Here is a 24545-nt window from a genome sequence, read left to right on the forward strand (position 1 = left end):
TTATCTCTAATTTTGTAAAGTTGATTAAATTGATCAGAATTAATTTTTTAATCGTTTTTTTAGTTTAAAAACATATTTTCTTTGCTTTATTCAATTATATAATAATTCAAAATAGATAGATTATTTAGATGAACTTATCGAAATAGTGTTAACTATTACTCAAAATACAGCAAAATTGAAAAAAGAATAATGTTTGAGTGGCTATTTATTAAACAAGTCGACAAATAAATTAACGTTAAAACCGATTAATAAAATCGCTTTTTCCAATTGTAAATGTAATTATTTTTAAACTATTTAGTGTCAATTCCCTATGAAACTTAAGGTTTAGACTCTTGTTAATGTTCATTTTTTTAGCAGGTTGACATAATACACTTCAATTGTTGTTTTTTTAACCATTTTTAACATAAGTGTCAAATTTCCTTAACATTACGTTTCATCTATTATTGACTTCATAAATTGTTACAATACAATGACCCCAGCTTTATCTCTTGTTAATGCTGGAAATGATTATGAAAAAACTTGGTTTAGCCACTGCTGTATTATTAGCCATGACCGGTGCTCATGCTTATCAATTTGAAGTTCAAGGTCAATCTGAATATGTTGACACAACTGCAAATGATAAAAACTTCACTGGTGACGTTGCTGGTACATTCTATTTGAAAAATGTTGATACAGCTAAGGGTCCTTTAGCTGAAGCAGCTTTCTTAAACCAAGCTTCTAGCGTGTCTTTAGGTTATAGCTATCAACAATATGACCAAAACAACGTAAACTACCACATTGGTACATACGGTGTTAAAGGTGAGGCATACGTTCCAACTCCTTACCTTCCTGTATATGCTAGCGCAACTTACAACCACACTGATGTTGATGGTAAAAACAACTTCTCTAAAGATGACAACGGTGACCGTTATGCATTAGAAGTTGGTGCTATGTTGTTACCTAACTTCTTAATGACTGTTGGTTATACAAGTGTTGCTAACCAATTCGCTTTAGATAACTTCGGTATCATCGGTAACGGTATCTACTCTGCTGTTAACCAAACTGCTGCTATCCAAAACGACCAAGATGCTGTTACAGCACGTGCTAAATATGTTGGTCCAATCGATGGAACTAACATGGCAATCGGTTTTGAAGCTGCTGGTGCATTCGGTCAAGAAAACCAATACGGTTTAAAAACTGACCTTTACTTAACTCCTAAGTTAAGTGTTGGCGCTACTTTCGTTGGTAACGATGGCGAAGCTGACATCAAAGGTAATGACCTTGGTGAATTCCGCCAAGCTTGGGGTGGTAACGTAAACTACTTCATCACTCCTGCTTTAGCAGTTGGTGCATCTTACATGAAAGCTGACGTTAAAAAGTCTAGCTACGATACACAAACTATCGGCTTAAATGCTAAATTCCGTTTCTAATTTAATTTAGAAATTGAATTAAAAAAAAAGGACTCAATTGAGTCCTTTTTTTATGGCTATTAACTGCGTACGATATTTAAGAAATGTAAATGACGTTCGTACTGATCAATAATATCCTGAATCAAATCTTCCTGAGTCCAGTCCATTACATCATAGTTCTGTCCACCTTCTCTTAAAAACACTTCGGCTTGAAAATACTGACCGTCTTCTGCTTCTGTACGACCAATTAAAAAACTTGGGGGTACTGTTTCACGTGAAACAACTTTATAAATAAAATTAATTTCATGATGATGATCGACTCGAAGCTGCATACCATCTTCCACTTCACTAATCGACACCTCAAGATGGCGGCGTCTAAACTCATGCTGAATATTTTCAAAAGCACGTGAAACCTGCTTTTCAATATATTGCTTCACCTCTTCTTCACTATGAGGATAATGCATGATTAAACCAAGACGCTGCTGCCAGCTTCTAGGGTTATGAATGGCGCGTGGTGTAATGCGAGCCTCTTGAATTGCTATCATTTTAGTGACATCAAGATGCAAGGCTTTTATTAGGCCCCAACTCATTAACAGCATGACTACGGTAAAAGGCAACGCACTCATAATGATTGAAGACTGAAGCGCCGCAAGACCGCCCACCAAGAGTAAAATAATAGCCAGCACCGCCATAAGTACTGTCCAGAACAGGCGCTGCCAAGTAGGTGAATTTTCTGTTTTTGCTGTTAAGTAGTCAGTAACCAATGCCCCTGAGTCAGCAGAAGTCACAAAGAATAAAACCACCAAAATAGTCGCCAGAATATTCATGACACCTGACCATGGCAAGTGTCCTAAAAACTCAAATAGAGCAACTGACGAGTCTTGCTGAACAGCCTGAATCAAAGTGGTTTGATGTTCATGGATAATGCTAAATAACGCAGCATTTCCTAAAAAGCCCATCCAGATAATGGTAAAGCCTGTTGGAATGAGGAGTACCCCGACAATAAATTCTCGAATGGTACGACCACGTGAAACCCTTGCGATAAACATACCTACAAATGGCGACCAAGAAATCCACCAAGCCCAATATAAAATCGTCCATCCCCCAATCCATCCATTCGGCTGATAAGCATATAAATTGAATGTCATGGTAAAAAGGTTAGAGATATACTGCCCAGTGTTTTGAATAGTGGTCTGAAGTAAATAAATACTAGGGCCAGCGATAAAAACGAATACTAATAATATTAAAGCTAATATTAAGTTTAGCTCTGATAAACGTTTGACCCCTTTATCTAGTCCTAAGAACACAGATAATGAAGCGAGAATACTCACAAAAATAATGAGTAAAACCTGAGTAGTAGTGCTTTGCTCAACACCGAATAAATAATGTAAACCAGAGTTAATCTGGGTAACACCAAAACCGAGAGAAGTCGCTACACCAAATACCGTACCAATGGTCGCAAATATATCAATGCTGTCGCCCCACGGTCCATAAATCTTTTTACCAATTAGTGGATACAGTGCTGAACGGGTTTTTAGCGGTAAATTATGCCGATAAGCAAAATAAGCTAATGCTAAACCGACCACGGCGTAAATTGCCCATGCATGTAAGCCCCAGTGGAAAAAGGTTACACGTAAAGCTTGTTGTGCTGCCTCAATTGTCTGTGGCTCACCACTTGGTGGGTTGACATAGTGCATGACAGGTTCAGCCACACCAAAGAACATTAAGCCAATACCCATACCCGCAGTAAACAACATGGCAAACCATGATCCGTTACTATATTCGGGCTGGCTATGGTCAGGACCTAATTTAATACGTCCAATCGCAGAACAGGCAATATAAATGAGTAGGATAAGAAAGAAGGCAACCGATAAGACATAGAACCAACTAAAAGAATCAGTGATCCACTGCTTTAACTGTTGCGTGAGAAGTTCAAAAGAACTCGGAGCGATCACAACAACTGCTAAGAACAAAGCAATAATAATGACCGTACCCAAAAAGACATTGGGATTAACATTTGCGAACCAACTCGCTTGTTTGGAAGGCATAAATCCTCCATGTTATTTTAATGAAAATGACAGGCTTAAAGCCAATAAAGACATTCAGGAATGAACAAAGTTTTATCTTTCAATAGAGAAAGCCGATAATACTTTAAATAAACTTAAATAATATTGCAGTTACAAAGGTGTAAATAAATTAAAACACCTCCTTCTTTATTTATCAGAATTCTTTTTAGGCGTGTGCTTGATATATTGTAAAGCGATTAAACGCGTGACTATTAGGGCCAAATACATCACTCCACAAAACATCTGTAACATCGCTAAAACACGTGCTGGTGGACTAAGGGGCATTAAGTCAGACAGTCCCGTAGCGGACTGCAAACTAAAGCTTAAAAACAGTAAATCTAACCAAGTTTGTAAGTGATGGATGTGGTTTGGATTTTGAAAGCTATTAGGAATGAGTAACTGACAAATGTTATATAAAAATGCAAATCCCCAAGCCAGCAAGGTAAAAACTGCGGCAGCTGCAAACAACTCATCGCGGGTTAAATATCGGTCGGCAAACATATAGCGAAATAAACCATAAGCAGCCGAAAAGTAAGCTAAGGCTTCACAGCTATGGGCAAAAATCTGGATGGTTAAATTGCTATAGCCTAATAAAATAAAGACCGAAGCTATAATTGCCCCACTGACAAATGCGAGACCGAGAAAAGTGAACATGGGTGTTTGGCGAATAACTTTAGCAATAATGAGTAATGCAAGTACCCCTAGCGCCCAAGTTAAGGTCCTGTAAGCCTCATTATCAAAAGTCAGCATAGCCAGAATAAGTAAAATGAATTGCACCAACAGCAGCCATGCAGAAGGCAACAATCGAAAGCTCGACCAGAATTCAATGATAGATCGCATTTAATTATTTTCCATTTTTTCATTATGTTTTGGATTATAGAAAATCATACTGTACAAAAAATAGGATAAACAAGTTGTTCTTTATTAAGGAGCTTCTTTCAATACACTTAATGAGATAAATAAAAAAAGCCCCGTAGGGCTTTTTTGAGATGTTCAATATATTTTGATTAGTGATCTGATGCGCCAGAAGCACCAATACCTGTCATTGAACGAACATATTGAGCGTCGAAAGAAGCGCGTTCTTTTTTCGCACGTGCTGAGCTGTCAGTTACCGAGAAGAACCAGCAGCAAAGGAACGACAAAGGCATTGCAAATAATGCAGGACCATTGAACGGGTTAATTGGGGTATCAGAGATTTTTAAAGTATCTACCCATACTGCTTTAGACAGAATAATGAGTACAACCGCTGTTACAAGACCAACTACGCCACCAATGACCGCACCACGAGTTGTTAAACCTTTCCAGAACATTGAAAGAACAAGAATTGGGAAGTTTGCACAACACGCTACAGAGAATGCTAAACCTACCATGAATGCTACGTTTTGCTTTTCAAACAAAATACCTAAAATCATGGCAAAGATTGCTAAACCAAGCGTCGCGATTTTTGACATGCGAAGCTCTGAAGCTGGCGTGGTTTGACCTTTCTTAAATACGTTAGCGTATAAATCGTGTGAGATCGCAGATGCACCTGAAAGTGTTAAACCAGCAACAACTGCAAGAATCGTTGCGAACGCTACTGCTGAAATGAAGCCCATGAATAAGTCACCGCCTAAAGCGTCACTTAAATGCACGGCTGCCATATTGTTACCACCAACAAGCTCAAGTTTGCCGGTCATTGCCATTTTCGCAACATCAAGGAATTGCGGGTTGTTTGATACGAAAAGGATCGCACCGAAACCAATAATGAAAGTTAAAAGATAGAAGTAACCAATAAAACCTGTTGCAACGACAACCGATTTACGAGCTTCTTTTGCGTCTTTTACCGTGAAGAAACGCATAAGAATGTGTGGAAGACCTGCTGTACCAAACATGAGTGCCAAGCCAAGAGATAAGGCATCAATCGGGTTTGCGGCAAGTTTACCTGGTCCCATAATTTTTGCAGCATCTTCAAAGCTTACATCATGAACTTTACTGAACACTTCAATTGATTGGGTGAACATGTTACTAAAGCTGAAACCAACCGCTTTCATCACCATAAAGGCCATGAATGTTGCACCACTTAATAACATCACTGCTTTAATGATTTGTACCCATGTGGTTGCTAGCATTCCGCCGAAAATCACGTATGCCATCATGAGCAAGCCGACAATCACAACTGCAATGTTATAGTTCAAACCAAATAATAGTTTGATGAGCTGACCTGCCCCTACCATTTGTGCAATCAAATAGAACGCGACTACAACAAGCGAGCTGAAAGCAGCTAAAGTACGAACTGGTTTTTCTTCAAGACGGAATGACACTACGTCTGAAAGGTTATATTTACCAAGGTTACGTAAGCGTTCTGCCACCAAGAATAAAACGATTGGCCAACCAACCATGAACCCGAGTGAATAGAGCAAGCCGTCAAAACCTGAGCTAAACACCATTGCAGAAATACCAAGGAATGACGCTGCTGACATATAGTCACCCGCAATCGCCAAACCGTTTTGGAAACCACTGATCCCACCACCAGCAGTATAGAAGTCTTGCGCCGATTGAGTTTGTTTAGCCGCCCATTTGGTAATAAACAAGGTAAAGCCAACAAAGATGATAAACATGATAATGGCATGCCAGTTGGTGGCTTGCTGTTCTGCTTCACCTAAGTCCGGGCTTGCCATAGCAACAGTTGAATATAGCGATGCTGCTGCCAATAAGGCTTTCGCTTTTAATGAATTCCATTTCATATTAGTGTAGTCCTTTCTCATGCGTGATGGCTTCAACTTCCTTCAACGCTTCTTCACTCAATTGGTCAAGGGTATTATTTGCGATATAGGAATACACACCACAAAGTAGGAAAGATAAAACAATAATTCCTAAACCTAGCGGGATCCCCCATGTCGTTACACCACCACTAAAGGAACTCATCAAAAATTCTTTGTTGTAGCCCACAAGTAGCATAAAGCCCACATAAAGCACTAACATGATGATTGTGAGCGTCCAGCTTAATGCACTTTTTTTCTTGACCATTTTTTGAAACTTTGGATTACGTAGAATCTGTTCTACTTGGCTTTGATCCATAACCAAACTCCTTACATAGTGCCCAACCTTGGTCACTTTTTTTTAATGTATTTTTTCATTATTAAAGTTAGCAAGATTCCAGCTCAGTCGTAACTTAGACTTTGGTCGTTAAAATTTAATCAATTTATAGCTTTGTTTCGGCTTGGGTTATGATAGGCATAAGGTTTCACTTATGTAGGTCATATGAACAGCTGGCTGATTATTGGGGTGCTCACTCTTTATATTGCGCTTTTATTTGTCTGTGCTTTTTTTGGTGAGAAGCATGCCAGTCGTCTTAGCACGCGTGGCCGTATGTTTTTATTTAGCTTAACTTTAGGTGTCTATTGTTCCTCATGGACATTCTATGGCGCAACTGGGGCTGCCGTACGTGAAGGCGTCATCTTCTTACCTATTTATTTAGGTCCACTGTTATTTGTCTGGTTTGGTTATGACATCTGGCGGCGTCTAGGTCGAGTTCGTCAGCATCATGCGATTTCGTCAATCGCTGACTTTGTCGCGGCACGCTATGGTAAAAGTGGTGTACTCGCATCGTTGGTGACTATTCTTGCAGTTATTGCGATTATCCCCTACCTCGCGTTACAGCTCCGTGCGATTGCGTTAAGTACCTCGGTCATTATGGAGCAAAGCTCGCATATTCATACGACGACCAACAGTGTGTTATTGCTCACCAGTGTGCTTGCGATTTTAGCCATGATTTTTGGTACAAGGCAGATTGCAAACACGGAGCAACACGGCGGCCTCATGCTTGCGGTTGCATTTGAATCATTTGTGAAGTTATTTGCCTTACTTTGTGTCGCTTTATTTTTTATTTTTGAATCACCGGCCAACCTGAGCCAAATGACCTCTGATGTAAACCAAACTTTTCAGGAAGTTCAGCTCTTTGGTGTACCCGAAACCTTCTGGATTCAAACATTATTGGCGGGCTTAGCCATTATTTGCTTACCACGTCAGTTCCACGTGGCTGTGGTCGAGCTACGCGATGAGAAGCATATTCGTGGTGCCCGTAAATGGTTCGCGGTTTATCTCATTTTAACTATTCTTGCCATTATTCCGATTGCAAGCTGGGCTTTACATGCCGCACCGAAGTTTCTGACCGTGCCTGATGTGGCTGTACTGTCATTGCCTTTAAGTTATAACCAAGAGTGGCTGGCCTTACTGGCCTTTTTAGGCGGGTTCTCTGCATCAACAGGCATGTTACTGGTGTCATCAGTAGCATTGTCTATTATGCTCAGTAACGACTTGATTATGCCTGCTCTATGGCGATTTAAGTTGCTGTCACGTCACGATAAGCATTTACCTAAAGTTCTTAAATTTAGCCGCCGTATCAGTATTGTTGCGGTGATGCTACTTGGCTTTTTATTCTTCCATTTCTTTAATGACATTAACCAACTTTCAGTTTTCGGCTTATTGGCCTTTAGTGCTGTAGCACAGTTTGCACCTGCACTGATTGGTGGTTTGTATTGGCGTGGCGGAAGCCGTCAAGGCGTCTATGCAGGACTTATTATTGGATTTTTAATGTGGAGTTATACATTACTATTTCCAACTATTTTACGTAGCTTGCCTGAAGCCTATCAGGAAACTGCTCAAAGTATTTTACTTTTCGGTCCTTTCAGCATTAATGCCCTACGCCCGGAATCTTTATTTGGTTTTGAGTCATTTGCACCTTTAACTCACGGTGTTATTTGGTCACTCGGTTTAAATATTGTTTTATATATCTGGATTTCAAAAATTTATCGGCCAAGCGTCGCTGAGCAAATTCAGGCAGAAAGCTTCTTTTATTATGAAACAAAGCCTTTACCATCACCGCACACATCTACTGATTTAACCTATCTTCCTCATGATGCGGCCCGCTTAAAAGTGGGTGATTTATTTGCCCTAGCCAAAAGAATTACGGGTGAGCAACCCACTACGCAAGCGTTCGAAAATTTTTGTGAGCAAAATCACCTCACCCTCAACCCGAATAGTATTGCCAATGGCATGTGGTGGCGTTTTACCGAGCAATATCTGGCCGGTATTATCGGTGCCGCTTCTGCACGTACGTTGCTCACAACAGCAATGATTAATAACGGCCTCGCTTTAGGGCAAGTGGCTAATATTTTAGACCAAGCATCGCAGTGGCAACGTTTTAATCAGAACCTTCTTATGACCATGATTGACCACATGACCCAAGGGGTAAGCGTGGTTGATAAAAATATGTGTTTGGTCGCTTGGAACAACCAATATTTAAAACTGTTTGGTTATCCAAAAGACCTCGTTTATGTGGGCTGCCCAATTGCCGACCTCATTCGTTATAACGCCGAGCGCGGTGAATGTGGCCCCGGTTCAGTTGAAGAACATGTGCGTAAACGTCTTCACTGGATGAAAGTGGGAAGTGCTCACGAATTTGAACGTATTCGTAAAGATGGCCGTGTAATTCAAATGCGAGGAAATCCGATTGCAGGTGGAGGCTTTGTAACGACATTTGCCGATATTACGGCCTTCCGTGCGAACGAAGCCGTGCTTGAAGCCCGCGTAAAAGATAGAACACAACAGCTTGCCGATGCCTTAACTGAACAACAGCTTGCACGTGAACAAGCCGATATGGCCAATATGTCAAAGAGTCGATTTATTGCCGCGGCAAGTCACGATCTATTACAGCCTATGCATGCTGCTCGTCTGTTTAGTACCGTTCTTGAGCAAAGTATTTCGACCGAAGAAGACCGCCAGACCCTACAACAACTTGACCGAGCACTCTATGGAGCAGAAAGTATGCTCTCTGCCCTACTCGATATTGCGCGTTTGGAAGGCGGCACCATACAGCCAAAAAGACAACCTTATCCGTTGCATGATTTACTCAGTGATCTTGAGTTGCAGTTTAAATCGATCGCTGCTCAGCGAAATATCTCACTGAAAGTCCACGATGTGTCTTTCTGGATTGATACCGACCCGCAGTGGATTCGTCGTATTATCCAAAACTTTGTCAGTAATGCTTTGCGTTATACCGCCAAAGGTCGAGTGGTGGTGGGTGTACTCCGCTCTGCGCAGAAGTCTGGACATATTCGAATTGGGGTTTGGGATACTGGACCTGGTATTGCCGAAGAACAACGGATTAAGCTATTCCAAGAGTTTGAGCGCTGTGGGCATTTATCACCTTGGGGTGAACAAGGTTTAGGGCTAGGACTTGCCATCGTACAACGTATGACAGGTTTGCTAAATTACCCTGTTCATGTTTACTCAGAGTTGGGCAAAGGCTCATGCTTTATGATTGAAGTACCTATTGTCGAGCCACCAAAAGTTGCAACACCAGCTGTACAAGCCGTACCTTTAAAAACTAAAGCCTACCGTATTTTGTGCCTAGACAATGATGAAACTATTCTTGAAGGAATGAGTAGTTTATTAGGAAGATGGGGTTATCAAGTTTTCAAAGCGACTGAACCTGAACAGGCGCTAGAAATTATTCAAAAAGAGAATATTCAGGTTTGGCTCATTGACCAGCATTTAAACCACAATCAACTTGGGGTTGATTTTATTACTCAAAATCGTCAAGAAGATGTTCCTGTTGCCTTAATTACAGCGGACTCGCACCCAGAGTTACCGCAGCAATTAAAAGAACTGAATATTGTTTTACTCAAAAAGCCGTTAAAACCTGCTTCATTAAGAGCATGGTTATCTGGGCTTAAAATTGCTAGCACGACAGACTAATCATTTATCGCTTCCCAACCTTTGATAAGTTTGGGGAGCGGTTCTTGGCAAAAATGTTTGACTGAATTTAAGCCAATAGGCAGAACTGCTCAAAAAGTCTACTTTTACCCAGTAAATCATTGACCAAAATTTCCAATACCTTTTTTTCTATGGCAAAGCCCACCTTTTTTGTAAGTGAACACTTGTATACTTAGTTACAATTTAGTAAATCATTGTTTTTATATAAAATTATTTACAAAAAATCACCTTATACGACTTTAGTCGTATTCTACTTGCATTCTTCATGACACATAAATATTCAAAACGAATTTTTAAATTGTATAACGAATTATCAAATCGATTTCCAATCTATATAGCTTCACTGCTCTAGAATGAATGCAAAGGATAACTGCCATGAATATTTCTGATAACACCCCCCAAGGGCAACTCTCGTCTCAACAATTTTATCGTCAATACAGTGCCAATGCCTTACTTCCTGAGTTAGATTGGCAAAGTATTTTTCCGCATAGCAAGCTTAGCGAAGCACATATCAAAGCACTCAATACTATTTATCAGTGTGCTGTACCTCTCGCACTCAATGTATTTCATGATCTAAATTTTGATGTATTTGCGCCTGCTGCTTATCATCCGCAAGGCTTGGGTTTATTTGATAAATTAGCCCAACAAGAAGAGAACTTCTTAAAAGTTCTTACTGCTGAAAGTGAAAACCTTGACCATGAAACACGCCATCAAATCTGGAGTATGCTTCTACGCGGTGGTGCTGTTCTGGTTTTCAAGGCTTGGCTTGGTCATGTCAAACTTGGAGAAAACCAGTTAGATATGACTCAATTCGATGAGCTTTCTGACTTGCTGTTTATTAAGACACCTCCACATCAACTTGCTGAACGTTTGCATGTAGATGAAAAAGCAAAACTTGACCATATCTTCTTAATGTATGGCAATGATATTTTCCTTGATCGGTTCAATAGCCTAGAAACCGCAGCTCTCTTTGTTGATTTAGGTGTTTATGATGCGGCTTTCTTAAGCTTGCGTGATGACCGCGTAGCTGAATATTTAAAAAGCAAAGGCTATGTGACCCAAGAACAAATTGATGATTTGCAATGTGCGCTTAACCCACTGTACTGCGACAGCCTAACACCTAAGCAAGATTGCCTTGCCTAAGTGGAACATATAAAAAAGACCTCAATTGAGGTCTTTTTTATTTTAGATTTTTTTATCTTCAATATTTAATGCACTAATTGCCAATACAGCCTGTGTACGATTTTGTACGCCTAGTTTTCTAAAAATAGCCGTTACATGCGCTTTAATGGTAGCCTCTGAAACATCGAGTTCATAAGCAATTTGTTTATTTAATAAACCTTCTGCAACCATCATCAAAACTCGGAATTGCTGAGGCGTTAACGACTGAATACGTTCAGCCAAAGCAGTTTCATCTGCCGCTCTCGGGTCAAGATTAATATTCGATGGCAAGTTTGGCGGCAACCAGATTTCCCCATCTAACACTTGACGGATTGCTTCGCCAATATGACTTGGATGAGCCGATTTAGGAATATAACCCATTGCACCATGCGCAATTGCACGTTGAATAATTGACGCTTCTTCGTGTGCAGAAACCACAATAATAGGAATAGATGGATATTGTGCTCTTACATAGACCAGAGCCGAAAAGCCTGAAGCACCCGGTAAGTTTAAATCGAGTAATACCAGATCAGGTTCTGCCCCATTTTCCAAACGCTCATAAAACTCATCAACCGAAGCTGTTTCATGAATTTGTGCCTGCGGCAGGCTATAACGTACTGCTTGAATCAAAGCATGACGAAACAAAGGATGATCATCAACGATTAAAATATTCATAAGCGATTAAAGTAATCTTGAGCATAAGTATGACCTATTGTAACCCTACTATTTAGATGAAAGATATGCTCATCTTATCCATTTTTATGCAAAATGTTGTTAAATACAGAACTTTGCTTCGATTTTCGGATGTTTTTTACCTTTTAATCAAAATTAATCTGTTTTTTATATAAGCTTTATTTTTATTCTAAAAAATATATCATCAATAATTATATAAAATAAAAACAGTTATTTAACTCACTATTTAATGATAAAAATCAACTATTCGGGTTTTATATTTAAAACTGATAAGGTTGACCAATTTCGTTATTTTACAGTTCGCCAGCATTGTTGATTAATAAGTCCAATCTTCTTTTTTAGGCTTAGGAACCAAATCATGACTGGTATCACATCATCAAAACCCTTAAATATTGTTGCTGTTTCTGGTGGTTTGAATACGCCATCTAAAACCGAAAGTCTGGTTCAGGCCATTCTTGATGAGTTATCTGAAGCAATTGATATTAAAGTTCACTTTATTAAATTGAGTGAAATCGGGCCCTTATTAGGCGGCGCATTTTATCGCAACCAGCTTCCACAGCGCGTACAAGATGACCTTGCAGCGGTTGAAGCAGCAGATGCCTTAATTGTTGGTACGCCTGTTTACCGTGCTTCTTTTACAGGCCTTTTCAAACACTTTTTTGACTTCGTTGAACAAACTGCATTAGTAGATGTACCTGTACTTTTAGCTGCATCAGGTGGTAGTGATCGTCATGCACTCGTACTTGAACATCAGCTTCGCCCATTGTTTAGCTTCTTTCAGGCACAAACTTTACCAATTGGCGTATACGCAACAGATCGCGACTTTACTCCTGAATATACGGTGAAAAGTGAACAGTTATCTGACCGTATTACGCTAGCCGTAGCGCGTGCATTGCCAATTTTAGAATGGGCGCCAGCGAAAGGTAAACGTGCTGAAGTGGTTAAACCTAAATCTCAGCAAGCGAATCAAGAGCTCGGTATTAACAAGCAAATTGAGCAAGAAGAAGTATTGCCTTCAGCAGCTGTACCAAATCTCGATGCAGCAGAATCTCGTTTGCATCATAAGGCCGGTAAATCATTAACGCATGTTGCCTAAGCGCAATATAGCTAAATAAAAATAACGAATGGGGAGAGAGCACCATGACGCAATTACAACAACCAATTAAATTTGCTTATTGGGTACCAAATGTAAGCGGTGGCCTTGTCGTAAGTAACATCGAACAGCGTACAGACTGGAGTTATGACTACAATGTTCGACTTGCACAGGCTGCCGAAAACAATGGTTTTGAATATGCGCTCACCCAAATTCGTTTTACGGCAGGGTACGGGGCAGAAAACCAGCATGAATCTGTGAGTTTCAGTCATGCATTACTTGCAAAAACTGAGAAACTTAAAGTGATTGCGGCTATTCTGCCCGGCCCTTGGAAACCGGCACTTGCAGCTAAACAACTCGCGACGATTGATTATCTAACTCAAGGCCGTATTGCCATTAATGTGGTAAGTGGCTGGTTCAGAGGTGAGTTTGATGCGATTGGCGAAGAATGGCCCGAGCATGATGAGCGTTATGTTCGCTCTGAAGAATTTATTCGCACGTTAAAAGGAATCTGGACCACAGATAACTATAGTTTCGATGGTAAATATTACCAATTTCATAATTACACTCTTAAGCCGAAACCTCTGCAAAAACCGTATATTGAAGTCTTTCAAGGTGGTAGTTCACGTGCCGCACGTGACATGGCCTCTCGTGTGTCTGACTGGTATTTCACCAATGGTAATACTGTAGAAGAAATTCAAAAACAAGTCGAAGATATCCGAGCCAAAGCAAAAGCCAATAACCATCAAGTTAAAATTGGGGTGAACGCTTTCATTATTGCTCGAGATACCGAAGAAGAAGCAAAAGCGGTACTTCAAGAAATTATTGATAAAGCCAACACTGAAGCAGTAAATGCGTTTGGCGATGCAACTCGCGAAGCGGGTGCTGCTTCACCAGAACAAGAAGGCAACTGGGCAAAATCAACTTTTGAAGATTTAGTTCAATATAACGATGGCTTTAAAACCAATTTAATTGGTACACCTCAGCAAATTGCAGAGCGGATTGTGGCGCTTAAAAATGTAGGTGTCGATTTGGTTCTTTCCGGTTTCTTACACTTTATTGAAGAGGTGGAATACTTTGGTGAAAAAGTTCTGCCGCTCGTTCGTCAGTTAGAACTACAACAGGAAAAGGAGGTAGAAATTCAAGCTAAATCAGCCTAAAACCTCCAGTTAAAACAGCGCAAGACAATAAAAACAATAAATAAAAATAAAGACATATTGGCTCCAAGACTCGGCTTGGAGCTTTTATTTTTTTTAAGCTTTCTCTACTTCTCGAATGACAGTTTCAACTGAGTAACGACACCATTTTGAGAGGACTTCAATAAAAGCATTGAGTTCTGCTGGTTCGAAATGACTAACGATCATATAACAAGCATTACCCATAACTTTAAAGCACTCATCGATTTGTTCATATTGCTTCACTAAATTTTCAATTTCTTCAAAGGAGCGTTGTTCATTTAAATGCAAATGAATAAATTGTTTATGCCTGTATTGCACAGCAATGGTGTAATTTTTAATAAAGCCTGCATCCATTAACTGAGCAATTCGCGCTCCTACTGCCTGTCCTGTCCGATGAACACGCTGCCCAATTTCTTTATTTGTTAAGCGAGAATCTTGCTTAAGCAATGCAATAATTTTTAGATCAATAGGGTCTAATTCAATATTCATTTTTCATAACGAAAGAAAACTGGCGATAATGCTTTCATAGGACTATAGCCGATTTTGCGGGCAGAGAATAACCTTGTTTTATCTTATACCAACAAGAGTATTCTCATGAAACAAGCACTATTAGTTATCGATGTACAAAATGATTATTTTAAAAATGGCAAAATGGAATTGGTTGGACCAGATCAAGCGCTCGATAAAATAAAACAGCTCGAGCAATATTTTAATGAAAAAGATTTACCGATTATTTATGTGCAACATATTAACCCGCCACAAGCCAGCTTCTTTCAAGAAAATACTGAAGGTGTGTTACTTCATCCAGAACTCAGTGCTGGCAGTGATTCATTAATCGTGACAAAGCATTATCCAAACAGTTTTTTAGAAACCAATTTAAAAGAACTTTTAAAAGCACATCAAATTGAACAACTCGTGATCACAGGCATGATGACACATATTTGTATTGATTCTGGCACACGTGCAGCCAAAGAGTTAGGTTATCAACCCATCTTAATTGGAGATGCCACTGCGACCCGTGATTTAAGCCATAACGGAAAAACTGTTAAAGCCGAAGATGTACAAACTGCTTTTTTAGCTGCTCTTGGTATGTTTGCGAGCGTACAAAATACTGCTGACTTTCTAGCAAAATCTTAAACAGGCTTAATAAAAAAGCCCCTATCGGGGCTTTTTTATAAAAACGTTATTTTTGTCTATCAGGATAAACTGTCGCAATCAGTTGATCCACCACAGCAGGTTCAGCTAGGGTTGAGGTATCGCCCAAACTATCCAGTTCATTCGCTGCAATTTTTCTTAAAATACGACGCATGATTTTACCCGAACGGGTTTTAGGTAATGCAGGTGCCCAGTGCAGTGCATCTGGTGAAGCCACTGGTCCAAGTACTTTACGTACCCAGCTAATTAACTCTTTTCGCAGTTCTTCCGACTCCGGAACCCCCGCCTGCAAGGTTACGAAAGTACAAATACCCTGCCCTTTAATATCATGCGGCATACCTACAACAGCAGCCTCTGCCACCGATTCATGCGATACAAGAGCACTTTCAATTTCAGCCGTACCTAGACGGTGGCCTGAAACGTTTAAGACATCGTCAACACGGCCTGTGATCCAGTAATAGCCATCTTCATCACGGCGGGCGCCATCACCTGTAAAATAAGTATTTTTAAAGGTCGAGAAGTAAGCTTCAATAAAGCGATCTGGGTCACCCCAAATGGTACGCATCTGGCCCGGCCATGAATCTTTAATCACAAGGTTACCTTCGGCAGCGCCTTCTAGTTCATTGCCTTCACCATCTACAATAGCTGGTTGAATACCAAATAAAGGACGCGTTGCCGAACCTGGTTTTAAAGCTGTTGCCCCCGGTAATGGCGCAATCAAAATACCACCTGTTTCGGTTTGCCACCATGTATCAACAATTGGACAGCGGCCTTCACCAACAACGTTGTAATACCAGTTCCAAGCCTCTGGGTTAATAGGTTCACCCACTGAACCTAACAAACGCAAGCTACTGCGGTTACTTTCACGTACATACGAATCACCCTCTCGCATCATGGCACGAATCGCGGTTGGCGCTGTATATAAAATAGAGACTTTATGTTTATCGACCACATGACCAAGACGTGCCCATGTTGGATACTGAGGCACACCTTCGAACATTAAGGTCGTCGTACCATTTGCTAGTGGTCCATAGATTAGATAACTATGGCCTGTAATCCAGCCGACATCAGCGGTACACCAGTACACATCATCTTGTTTTAAATCAAAAACTTCTTTAAAGGTACTCGCCACATACACCAGATAACCACCTGTCGTATGCAACACTCCTTTAGGTTTACCCGTCGAGCCAGAGGTATAAAGAATAAATAAAGGGTCTTCGGCCTTCATTGGTTCTGGAGGACAGTTTGCATCCACCTCCATAATAATAAGGTGATACCACAAATCACGACCCGGCTTCATCTCGATTGGGTTTGCATTACGGTAAACCACAATCACATTTTCAACGCATTCTGTGCCCGGCAATGCTAGAGCCAAATCAACATTTTCTTTAAGTGGTAACAACTTACCGGCACGTAGGCTTGAGTCAGCCGTAATCACAAGTTTAGCTTGGCTATCTTCAATACGACTCGCCAACGAGTCTGGTGAGAAACCACCAAATACCACGCAGTGCACCGCACCAATACGGGCACAGGCTAACATGGCAATTGCAGCCTCAGTCACCATTGGCATATACAGCACAACGCGGTCACCTTTACCAATGCCATATTTCTTTAAAACGTTGGCGAAACGGCAGACTTCGTCGTGTAATTCTTTATAAGAAACGATTTTATGACGAGAAGGATGATCACCTTCCCAAATAATTGCAGGTTTGTGAGGGTGTTCTTTAAGATGCCTGTCCAAGCAGTTTGCTGATACGTTCAACTCACCATCAGCAAACCATTCAATCTTGAAATTGTCTTTGTCAAAACTGGTATTTTTAACTTGGGTAAATGGCTTTATCCAATCGACAATTTTAGCTTGCTCTGCCCAGAATTCATCTGGGTTCTCGATAGAGTGTTGATAACGTTTAAAGTAGTCTGCTTCAACAGTACGAGCTGTTTTTTTAAATTCCTCTGGTACTGGATAGATCTCATTCATACGCAACTTCCTTGATCTTGTGCATCCCATCTCGAGACTGTGGCTATTATTTTACTGGATCTTATTTGTTTGCCTTTTCAGTATGATGACTCTTTCAAAGCCTAGACAATGCGACTTTGGTCATATATTAATCACTTACTCAAGCATACGAAATTGTGAACATTTTTATAAAATTAAGTTGATTTAAAACATTTGTCTATAGCTTTTACTTTTATAATTTTTTTAAGTTTTGATGGTTTTGACCATCAACAAAGTTTATTTTAGCTTTTAGAAGCAGTGCAGGAATAAAATAAGATGTTTGCCGAAACTCCCTCTTCACGTCCACCTCAACTCCCGTTTAAAGACAGCCCTTTTTCAATTCATGGCCGCTTTAACCGAATGAGTTATTTGGGTGGATATGGCCTGATTTATTTAGTCACAATCGTGGGCTATTTTATACTGGCTTCGTTTCTTGGAAGTTTTCAGCTTTCAAGTGATCTATTTAATTTTGAATTTTACAGCTCTCTCTCCGGTATAAGTGCTTTAATGGTCTGGGCTTTCTGGCTATTTCTGATCTATCTCAACATTATTCTGGTCGTTCGACGCCTACACGATTTAAATAAAAGTGGCTGGATGGGGCTGCTGTTATTTATTCCAGTCGTTCAGTTCTTTTTTATGCTTTATTTACTGCTTGCTTCTGGTACAGCGGGCACTAATCAATATGGTCCCGTTCGGCCTTCAACGTTTATAGAAAAACTGATGGCTTGGCTTATTTTAATCGCTATTTTAATTAGCCTTATTTCTACAGCAGGCTTTTTTTACTACTTCTCTGGTACCGATACTATTCAAACCCCGACACAAATCTTACAAAAAGGAACGGAATACTTTTAATTAAAAAACACTTTATTATTTAGATGAACTCATTATAGTAGGCGCACATTTTATCTCCTACTATGATGGAAGCTGAAAAGGCTTTCTGAATTTATTTAATTAGAGACTTGTCGTGGCTGATGAACAAAAATCCTTAACGGATGTGGCAAAAAATACAGGCGAACTTTTGCAAGAAGCAGGTACTAAAACCACTCAAACAGTTTTAGCGCATACCGAGAAATACCATGATGCCTATACCACTATCGACAAAATCGTAGATAGTTTTTGGGAACGTGTACCTTATATCTGCATTGCGATTGTTGTTTTTCTTATTTTTTGGCTACTGACCAAATTATTTAAGTTCTTTGTTCGTAAGACTTTAGAAAATCGCTCTTATACTCGTCAAAATCTAGTTTTAGTTTTAAACCGTGTCGGTAGTACAGCGATCTTATTCTTTGGTTTCTTAATAGCTCTTGTCATTATGATTCCGGGGTTCACACCAGGCCAGCTTATGAGTGCGCTAGGGATCGGTTCGGTCGCCATTGGTTTTGCATTTAAAGATATTTTTCAAAACCTGCTTTCAGGTATTTTGATTTTATTGAGCGAGCCATTCCGTATTGGCGATTCAATTGTGGTGAATTCACTTGAAGGAACTGTAGAAGACATCCAGATCCGTGCAACCTTCCTACGCTCACCGGATGGTCGCCGTATTGTTATTCCAAATGCAACGGTTTATACAAGTGCCTTAACTGTTAATACTGCTTATCAACAACGACGCTGTGAGTTTGTAGTCGGAATTGGCTATGATGATGATGAGCAAAAAGCCAAACAGATTATTTTAGATATTCTCAACAATGACCGAAATGTACTGAGTCAGCCTGCGTTTTCGGTTAACGTCACAGCTTTAGCAGATTTCTCGGTTAACCTGACTGTACGCTGGTGGGTTGATACCACTGAAACTGATATCTCTTCATCTATTAGTAATATTCAAGCTCAAGTAAAACAAGCTTTCAATGAAAATGATATTGATATTCCTTACCCAATTCAGGAATTAAAAATGGTATCTAATCCACCAGCTTTAAACCCTGAAACATCAGCTAAACAAACGACCTAAAATATAAGAAATAGACGTTTCGGTTCTTAAAATACGGTTGCCTAAGCTCATAGCTTGGCAGCCGTTTTTTATGAGCAAATCTACTTCGTAAGGAATAAATCCTCCTTCCGGCCCGACCACTACACTACAAGCATGGCTAATATTAATTGGCATACGCTGCTCAGCATAAGGATGAGCCACATAGGCAGGTGTTTCCTGCGTAATTAAACTTGGCAAGACGTCTTCAACAAAAGGTTTAAAGCGTTTATAGAGTTGAATTTCAGGAACAATTGTATCGCCTGCTTGCTCAAGTCCCAGCGTAACGTAGTTGTCTATTTGCTGTAAAAAAGGTGTTTGCCAATAGCTTTTATCAACACGATAACTATGAATCAGGCTTATCTTTTCAACCCCTAAAGTCACACTGTCCATAATTAGACGGCGTAAAACTTTAGGTCTTGGTAAAGCTACAATTAAATGAACCGGAAGTTTTGCTGGTAGTGGTTCTTCACGAATAGGCCGTATACGGACTTCATGCTCATTCATCGAAACAATTTCAGTGATATAACGGGCACCGTTGCGAATACCAACTTTTAGATTCTGGCCGACTGTAATATCAAGATGTTCACGCAAATGCTGTAATTGACGTTTTGAATGGATAGACCATGTATCCGATTGAACATCTTCAGACTCTAGTAAAACAATATTCATGATTTTTCGGCCAGATAGCGATTAATCACCCCGATATGTTTTTGTAAGGAACCTTGATTACGTTGCAACACTTTATGCGCCTGTACCACTAACTGTTCAGTCGCCTCAGGTTCTGCCAGACATGCTAACCAGATATCAACGACCTGCTGCGCATCTTGAGCAATAAGCACAGCATTTTCATCAATGAACTCATCGACAATCGTTTGAAAGTTAAAATAACGCGGTCCAACTACAGTAGGTACATTTAAAACCATAGGTTCTAAAATATTATGCCCCCCACCCGGCTCATTTAAAGAACCGCCTACAAAACACACCTGACTTAAGGCATACCATAACCAGAGCTCACCCATACTGTCAGCGAGATAAACTTGCGTGCTGGCATGAATACTTTGGCCCATACTTCTACGATGCGTAATTAAATTTAAATTTTGGCAAATTTCGAATACTTCATCGAAACGCTCAGGATGACGAGGCACCACAATACACACCAACTCACGATCTGAATTTAAATAAGGTGCGAGTGCTTCCAAAATCTGTTGTTCTTCGGGTGCATGTGTACTGGCAATTGTCACAACCTGCCGATTTTCCAGATACCACTGCTGACGCAATTGCGCTGCTTGTTTAATAAAAGCCTCTGGCGCATGAATATCAAATTTAATATTACCAACGACCTGACTTTTGTGTTCGTCTAAACCAAGCTCAACATAACGCTGACGAGTTGCACTATCTTGCGCTAACACCCAGTCCAGCTGTTTTAACATACCTGCGGTTAAACCCGAGACTTTGTCATATCCTTTTGCAGATTTTTCTGACAACCGAGCATTAAGCAGCAAACAAGGTACATGCTGTAACTTGGCTTGATCGATTAAATTTGGCCAGAGTTCAGTTTCAACCAGTGCTAAAAGCTTTGGCTGATATAACTCAAAAAATTTTTTTAAAAGAGGCTTCTGGTCTACAGGCAAATAAACGGCTTGAAATAAATCTAAATATGGTTCTTTTAGAAAAAGTGACTTGGCACGAGCCTGACCTGTTTTCGTGGTATTGGTCACTAAGACTGGCTGCCCAAGTTTTAGATAATACTCAATTAAAGGCTGTGCAGCATTGGTTTCCCCGACTGAAACAGCATGAAACCAGATCGCTTTTACATTCTTCGGTGCTTCAAACGGCCCAAATCTTTCCAGACATTCCTGCTGATATAATTCTAGACTTTCTGCACGTCTTTTTATCCGCCAACGATAAAACGGTTTTAATAAATGAAGTGCGGTGTTGTACCAAAATGGGGTCGCCAAGCGATTTGCCTCAAATAGTCAAAATTCAAAAACTGCGGAAAATATAACATAGATAAAAAAAATGGCAGAGTTTCGATACCTAAACTCTACCATATACAAGAAAAGTCATTTACTGAACTCACGAAAGAGCAAGTTCAGCACATAGTAAATTTTAATAATATTATGAATTTATGAAGCTTCTAAAGCCGGATAGTCTGTATATCCTTCAGCGCCTTTAGCATATAAAGTCGTTGGTTGAAGTTCATTTAATGGTAAGCCTTGTTCTAAACGCTGTAATAGATCTGGGTTAGCGATATATGCTTTACCAAAAGATACAGCATCTGCCTGACCTTCACGCAAGATACGTTTTGCTGACTCTGGTGTCAGATTTTCATTGGCAATCCATACACCATTAAATTTTTTACGTAATTGTGGGCTAATACTATCAGCTGCTTCATATTCACGAGAGAAAATGAAAGCCACATTACGTTGGCTGAGTTGTTCAACCACATAACCAAATGTCGCTAGCGGGTTTTCATCACCCATATCATGCGAGTCGCCACGCGGTGCAATATGCACACCTACTCGGCCAGCGCCCCACACTTCAATAAAGGCATCAACTACTTCTAATAACAAGCGAGCGCGGTTTTCAACCGGACCACCATACTCATCATCACGCTGGTTAGTATTACTTTGAAGGAACTGGTCAATTAAATAACCATTTGCTGCATGTAGCTCAACGCCATCAAAACCTGCTGCTTTAGCCAATTCAGCTGAATGCTTATATTGAGCAACAATTTCCTGAATTTCTTCAATTGAAAGCGCACGTGGCGTTACATATGGACGTTTAGGGCGTAATAAACTTACTTCACCCGCAGGTTGAATCGCACTCGGTGCAACAGGAATATCGCCATCTAAAAGCTCTGGATGTGAAATACGACCCACATGCCACAGTTGAACTACAATTTTTGAACCTTGAGCATGAACTGCTTCAATAATCTTATTCCATGCTTGTGCTTGCTCTTGTGACCATAGTCCCGGAGTATCTGCATAACCTACGGTTTTTGAACCAATCACTGTTGCTTCAGTGAGAATGAGACCAGCATTTGCACGTTGCTGATAATATTGCACCATTAAATCGTTTGGAACACGGCTTTCGCCACTACGCGCACGTGTTAATGGGGCCATTACCAGTCGATTTTTAATTTCAAAATCACCAACTGTTAAGGGAGTATTGAGTTCAGCCATGATCGCCTCGACTTACACTTTATTTGTTTTAAAGTGTTTGTTTTAAATGTTCGATATATTGCTGAATCAAAGCTTCGTTACGTGAAAAATAAGACCATTGTCCATATTTTTGGACCTGAATGAGACCCGCCTGCTGTAATACAGACAAATGATTGGACATCGTAGACTGAGCTACTTTACCCAAACGTTCAATATGACCTGCGCAAACCCCTTTTTCAAAACTACCACCACACTCTTCTACTGGTAAATAATGCTCCGGCTCTTTTAACCATTGCAGAATCTGCCGACGCAGAGGATTGGCTAGGGCTTTGCTAATTGCATCAATATCCATAGGCTCAACACGTCTTGTAAACGAACAAAGCTTTGTTCAGCATTTCGGAAACATAATATCGTATTTTGACGATATTCATATCTATTTTTTTCGATATTCATATCGTATTTTTCCGATTAACTTCCAAACACTAAACTGCTTTGCCGTTTTAATCGCTAAAAATTTAAGAGTTATAGAGAATTAAAAGTTCAAAAGACTCTTATAACCCCTGTTTTAAACTCGCTTCAATAAAACGATCAAGGTCACCATCAAGAACCGCACCAGTATTTGAATTTTCAACACCCGTACGTAAATCCTTGATTCGAGAGTCATCAAGTACATACGAACGAATTTGGCTACCCCAACCAATATCAGACTTCGAGTCTTCAAGTGCTTGAGCGGCTTCATTACGTTTTTGCATTTCTAATTCATACAATTTTGCACGTAACTGTTTCCATGCATGATCACGGTTCGCATGCTGTGAACGTTGGTTCTGACATGCCACTACAATACCAGTCGGAATATGCGTCAAACGTACTGCCGAATCGGTTTTGTTAATGTGCTGACCACCTGCACCAGATGCACGGTAAGTATCAGTACGAACATCTGAAGGATTAATATCAATTTCGATATTGTCATCGACTTCTGGGGAGATAAATACCGCAGAGAATGAAGTATGACGACGGTTACCACTGTCAAATGGTGATTTACGTACTAAACGGTGTACACCAGATTCTGTACGTAACCAACCATACGCATATTCACCTTCAACACGAATCGTAGCAGATTTGATACCTGCGACGTCACCGTCAGAGACTTCCATAAGTTCTGCTTTAAAACCATGACGTTCAATCCAGCGCATATACATACGTAATAGCATTGAAGCCCAATCTTGTGCTTCTGTACCACCTGAACCCGCCTGAATCTCGACATAGCAAGGATTCGGATCCATTGGATTGCTAAACATACGGCGGAATTCAAGTTTTGCTAATTCTTCTTCAGCAGTACTCAGTTCAGACTGAACATCTTCAAGTAAGCTTTCATCATCAGCTTCTACAGCCAAATCCAACATTGCTTTTGCATCTTCAAGCTGTGTAGATAAGCCATCTAATACATTAATAACGTTTTCTAGTTCGCCCTTTTCTTTCGCCATTGCCTGAGCACGGTTTTGATCGTTCCAGATCGCAGGGTCTTCTAACTCACGTAAAACTTCTTCTAAACGTTCTTTTTTTAGATCGTAGTCAAAGATACCCCCGTAGTGTTTGGCTACGATCAGTTAAGTCTTTCAATTGGTTTAGATAAGGATTAATTTCCACGCGAGTGTTCCCATAAAAGCAGATAAACAGTCGAATATTTTATCATAGCTACGGTTATCTTCGAACCTGCTTTAATCGCTAACTCTTATTTCAATGAATAAGTTTGCTAATTTTCTTTCAGTAGATTTTAAGCTTAACTCGTAACATCCCCATACAAAATTGGGTACTTTTCCAGCATTTTTAAGTTTCTACACAAAATCTCCTCATTTTTAATAAAATAAAACATTGTTTTTTTATTATTTAAAATCAATATATTAAATTAAATATAGTTACATAAAAAGCACA

Annotated in this window: 20 protein-coding genes; 8 read left to right on the forward strand and 12 right to left on the reverse strand. The window is 40.0% G+C overall.

The features are described 5' to 3' along the window. Nucleotides 1-509 precede the first annotated feature (509 nt). On the forward strand, nt 510-1409 hold the full coding sequence (gene omp33-36, locus EGT34_RS10385; RefSeq protein WP_000733005.1) for a porin Omp33-36: 900 nt from the start codon (nt 510-512) through the stop codon (nt 1407-1409). Between the two features lie 59 nt (nt 1410-1468). Here omp33-36 and EGT34_RS10390 read toward each other — a convergent pair whose 3' ends face one another. From EGT34_RS10390 to EGT34_RS10405, 4 genes are all read right to left on the reverse strand, one after another. After that, entirely contained in the window at nt 1469-3436 is a 1968-nt protein-coding gene (locus tag EGT34_RS10390; protein ID WP_001139475.1) for a BCCT family transporter, read from the reverse strand. 165 nt (nt 3437-3601) lie between these two features. Further along, the gene (locus EGT34_RS10395) at nt 3602-4294 is read right to left on the reverse strand and encodes an ion channel (RefSeq protein ID WP_001256565.1); all 693 of its coding nucleotides are present in this window, start codon (nt 4292-4294) and stop codon (nt 3602-3604) included. A gap of 167 nt (nt 4295-4461) precedes the next feature. After that, nucleotides 4462-6177, reverse strand: a complete 1716-nt coding sequence (locus EGT34_RS10400; RefSeq protein WP_000871885.1) for a cation acetate symporter — start codon at nt 6175-6177, stop codon at nt 4462-4464. A 1-nt stretch (nt 6178) separates the two neighbouring features. Beyond that, complete coding sequence (locus EGT34_RS10405; protein ID WP_000372818.1) at nt 6179-6511, reverse strand: DUF485 domain-containing protein; 333 nt, start codon at nt 6509-6511, stop codon at nt 6179-6181. A gap of 183 nt (nt 6512-6694) precedes the next feature. Between EGT34_RS10405 and EGT34_RS10410 the strand changes: the two genes are divergently transcribed. Then, nucleotides 6695-10192, forward strand: a complete 3498-nt coding sequence (locus tag EGT34_RS10410) for a PAS-domain containing protein (protein ID WP_001089746.1) — start codon at nt 6695-6697, stop codon at nt 10190-10192. A gap of 393 nt (nt 10193-10585) precedes the next feature. Further along, the gene (locus EGT34_RS10415) at nt 10586-11353 is read left to right on the forward strand and encodes a hypothetical protein (protein ID WP_001026735.1); all 768 of its coding nucleotides are present in this window, start codon (nt 10586-10588) and stop codon (nt 11351-11353) included. A 42-nt stretch (nt 11354-11395) separates the two neighbouring features. On the opposite strand, the gene EGT34_RS10420 is transcribed toward EGT34_RS10415, so the two are convergent. Further along, entirely contained in the window at nt 11396-12046 is a 651-nt protein-coding gene (locus tag EGT34_RS10420; protein ID WP_001023261.1) for a response regulator, read from the reverse strand. 376 nt (nt 12047-12422) lie between these two features. On the opposite strand from EGT34_RS10420, the gene msuE reads away from it, so the two are divergent. Both msuE and sfnG read left to right on the forward strand, forming a co-directional pair. Beyond that, complete coding sequence (gene msuE, locus EGT34_RS10425) at nt 12423-13160, forward strand: FMN reductase (protein WP_000145859.1); 738 nt, start codon at nt 12423-12425, stop codon at nt 13158-13160. Between the two features lie 44 nt (nt 13161-13204). Next, the gene (gene sfnG / locus EGT34_RS10430; protein ID WP_000192760.1) at nt 13205-14317 is read left to right on the forward strand and encodes a dimethylsulfone monooxygenase SfnG; all 1113 of its coding nucleotides are present in this window, start codon (nt 13205-13207) and stop codon (nt 14315-14317) included. 93 nt (nt 14318-14410) lie between these two features. Here the strand turns inward: sfnG and EGT34_RS10435 are convergent, their stop codons facing one another. Beyond that, entirely contained in the window at nt 14411-14824 is a 414-nt protein-coding gene (locus EGT34_RS10435) for an Lrp/AsnC family transcriptional regulator (RefSeq protein WP_001019408.1), read from the reverse strand. 105 nt (nt 14825-14929) lie between these two features. Between EGT34_RS10435 and EGT34_RS10440 the strand changes: the two genes are divergently transcribed. Continuing rightward, the gene (locus tag EGT34_RS10440; RefSeq protein WP_000806364.1) at nt 14930-15472 is read left to right on the forward strand and encodes a cysteine hydrolase family protein; all 543 of its coding nucleotides are present in this window, start codon (nt 14930-14932) and stop codon (nt 15470-15472) included. 46 nt (nt 15473-15518) lie between these two features. On the opposite strand, the gene acs is transcribed toward EGT34_RS10440, so the two are convergent. Continuing rightward, nucleotides 15519-17468: an acetate--CoA ligase gene (gene acs, locus EGT34_RS10445; RefSeq protein ID WP_001002965.1), complete on the reverse strand. Its 1950-nt coding sequence runs from the start codon at nt 17466-17468 to the stop codon at nt 15519-15521. Nucleotides 17469-17762: 294 nt separating this feature from the next. Between acs and EGT34_RS10450 the strand changes: the two genes are divergently transcribed. Together EGT34_RS10450 and EGT34_RS10455 are read left to right on the forward strand one after the other, a co-directional pair. After that, nucleotides 17763-18338: a DUF805 domain-containing protein gene (locus EGT34_RS10450; RefSeq protein WP_000457175.1), complete on the forward strand. Its 576-nt coding sequence runs from the start codon at nt 17763-17765 to the stop codon at nt 18336-18338. A 112-nt stretch (nt 18339-18450) separates the two neighbouring features. Next, entirely contained in the window at nt 18451-19431 is a 981-nt protein-coding gene (locus EGT34_RS10455) for a mechanosensitive ion channel family protein (protein ID WP_000752853.1), read from the forward strand. On the opposite strand, the gene EGT34_RS10460 is transcribed toward EGT34_RS10455, so the two are convergent. From EGT34_RS10460 to prfB, 5 genes are all read right to left on the reverse strand, one after another. Then, nucleotides 19411-20118: a 16S rRNA (uracil(1498)-N(3))-methyltransferase gene (locus EGT34_RS10460; protein ID WP_001028412.1), complete on the reverse strand. Its 708-nt coding sequence runs from the start codon at nt 20116-20118 to the stop codon at nt 19411-19413. The genes EGT34_RS10455 and EGT34_RS10460 overlap by 21 nt on opposite strands. Next, the gene (locus tag EGT34_RS10465) at nt 20115-21407 is read right to left on the reverse strand and encodes a 3-deoxy-D-manno-octulosonic acid transferase (RefSeq protein WP_000224839.1); all 1293 of its coding nucleotides are present in this window, start codon (nt 21405-21407) and stop codon (nt 20115-20117) included. The genes EGT34_RS10460 and EGT34_RS10465 overlap by 4 nt, the downstream gene beginning before the upstream one ends. A gap of 168 nt (nt 21408-21575) precedes the next feature. Continuing rightward, entirely contained in the window at nt 21576-22634 is a 1059-nt protein-coding gene (locus EGT34_RS10470; protein WP_000819050.1) for an alkene reductase, read from the reverse strand. A gap of 28 nt (nt 22635-22662) precedes the next feature. Continuing rightward, on the reverse strand, nt 22663-22965 hold the full coding sequence (locus EGT34_RS10475; RefSeq protein WP_000350419.1) for an ArsR/SmtB family transcription factor: 303 nt from the start codon (nt 22963-22965) through the stop codon (nt 22663-22665). Between the two features lie 199 nt (nt 22966-23164). Then, nucleotides 23165-24260 (reverse strand): peptide chain release factor 2 gene (prfB, locus tag EGT34_RS10480; protein ID WP_096640204.1). Its coding sequence is split into 2 segments (ribosomal slippage): nt 23165-24187 and nt 24189-24260, totalling 1095 coding nucleotides; the frame shifts between segments, so codons are not numbered across the junction. Nucleotides 24261-24545 lie beyond the last annotated feature (285 nt).

It is taken from the genome of Acinetobacter sp. FDAARGOS_558 (genome assembly GCF_003937785.1).
Classification (GTDB): domain Bacteria; phylum Pseudomonadota; class Gammaproteobacteria; order Pseudomonadales; family Moraxellaceae; genus Acinetobacter; species Acinetobacter baumannii.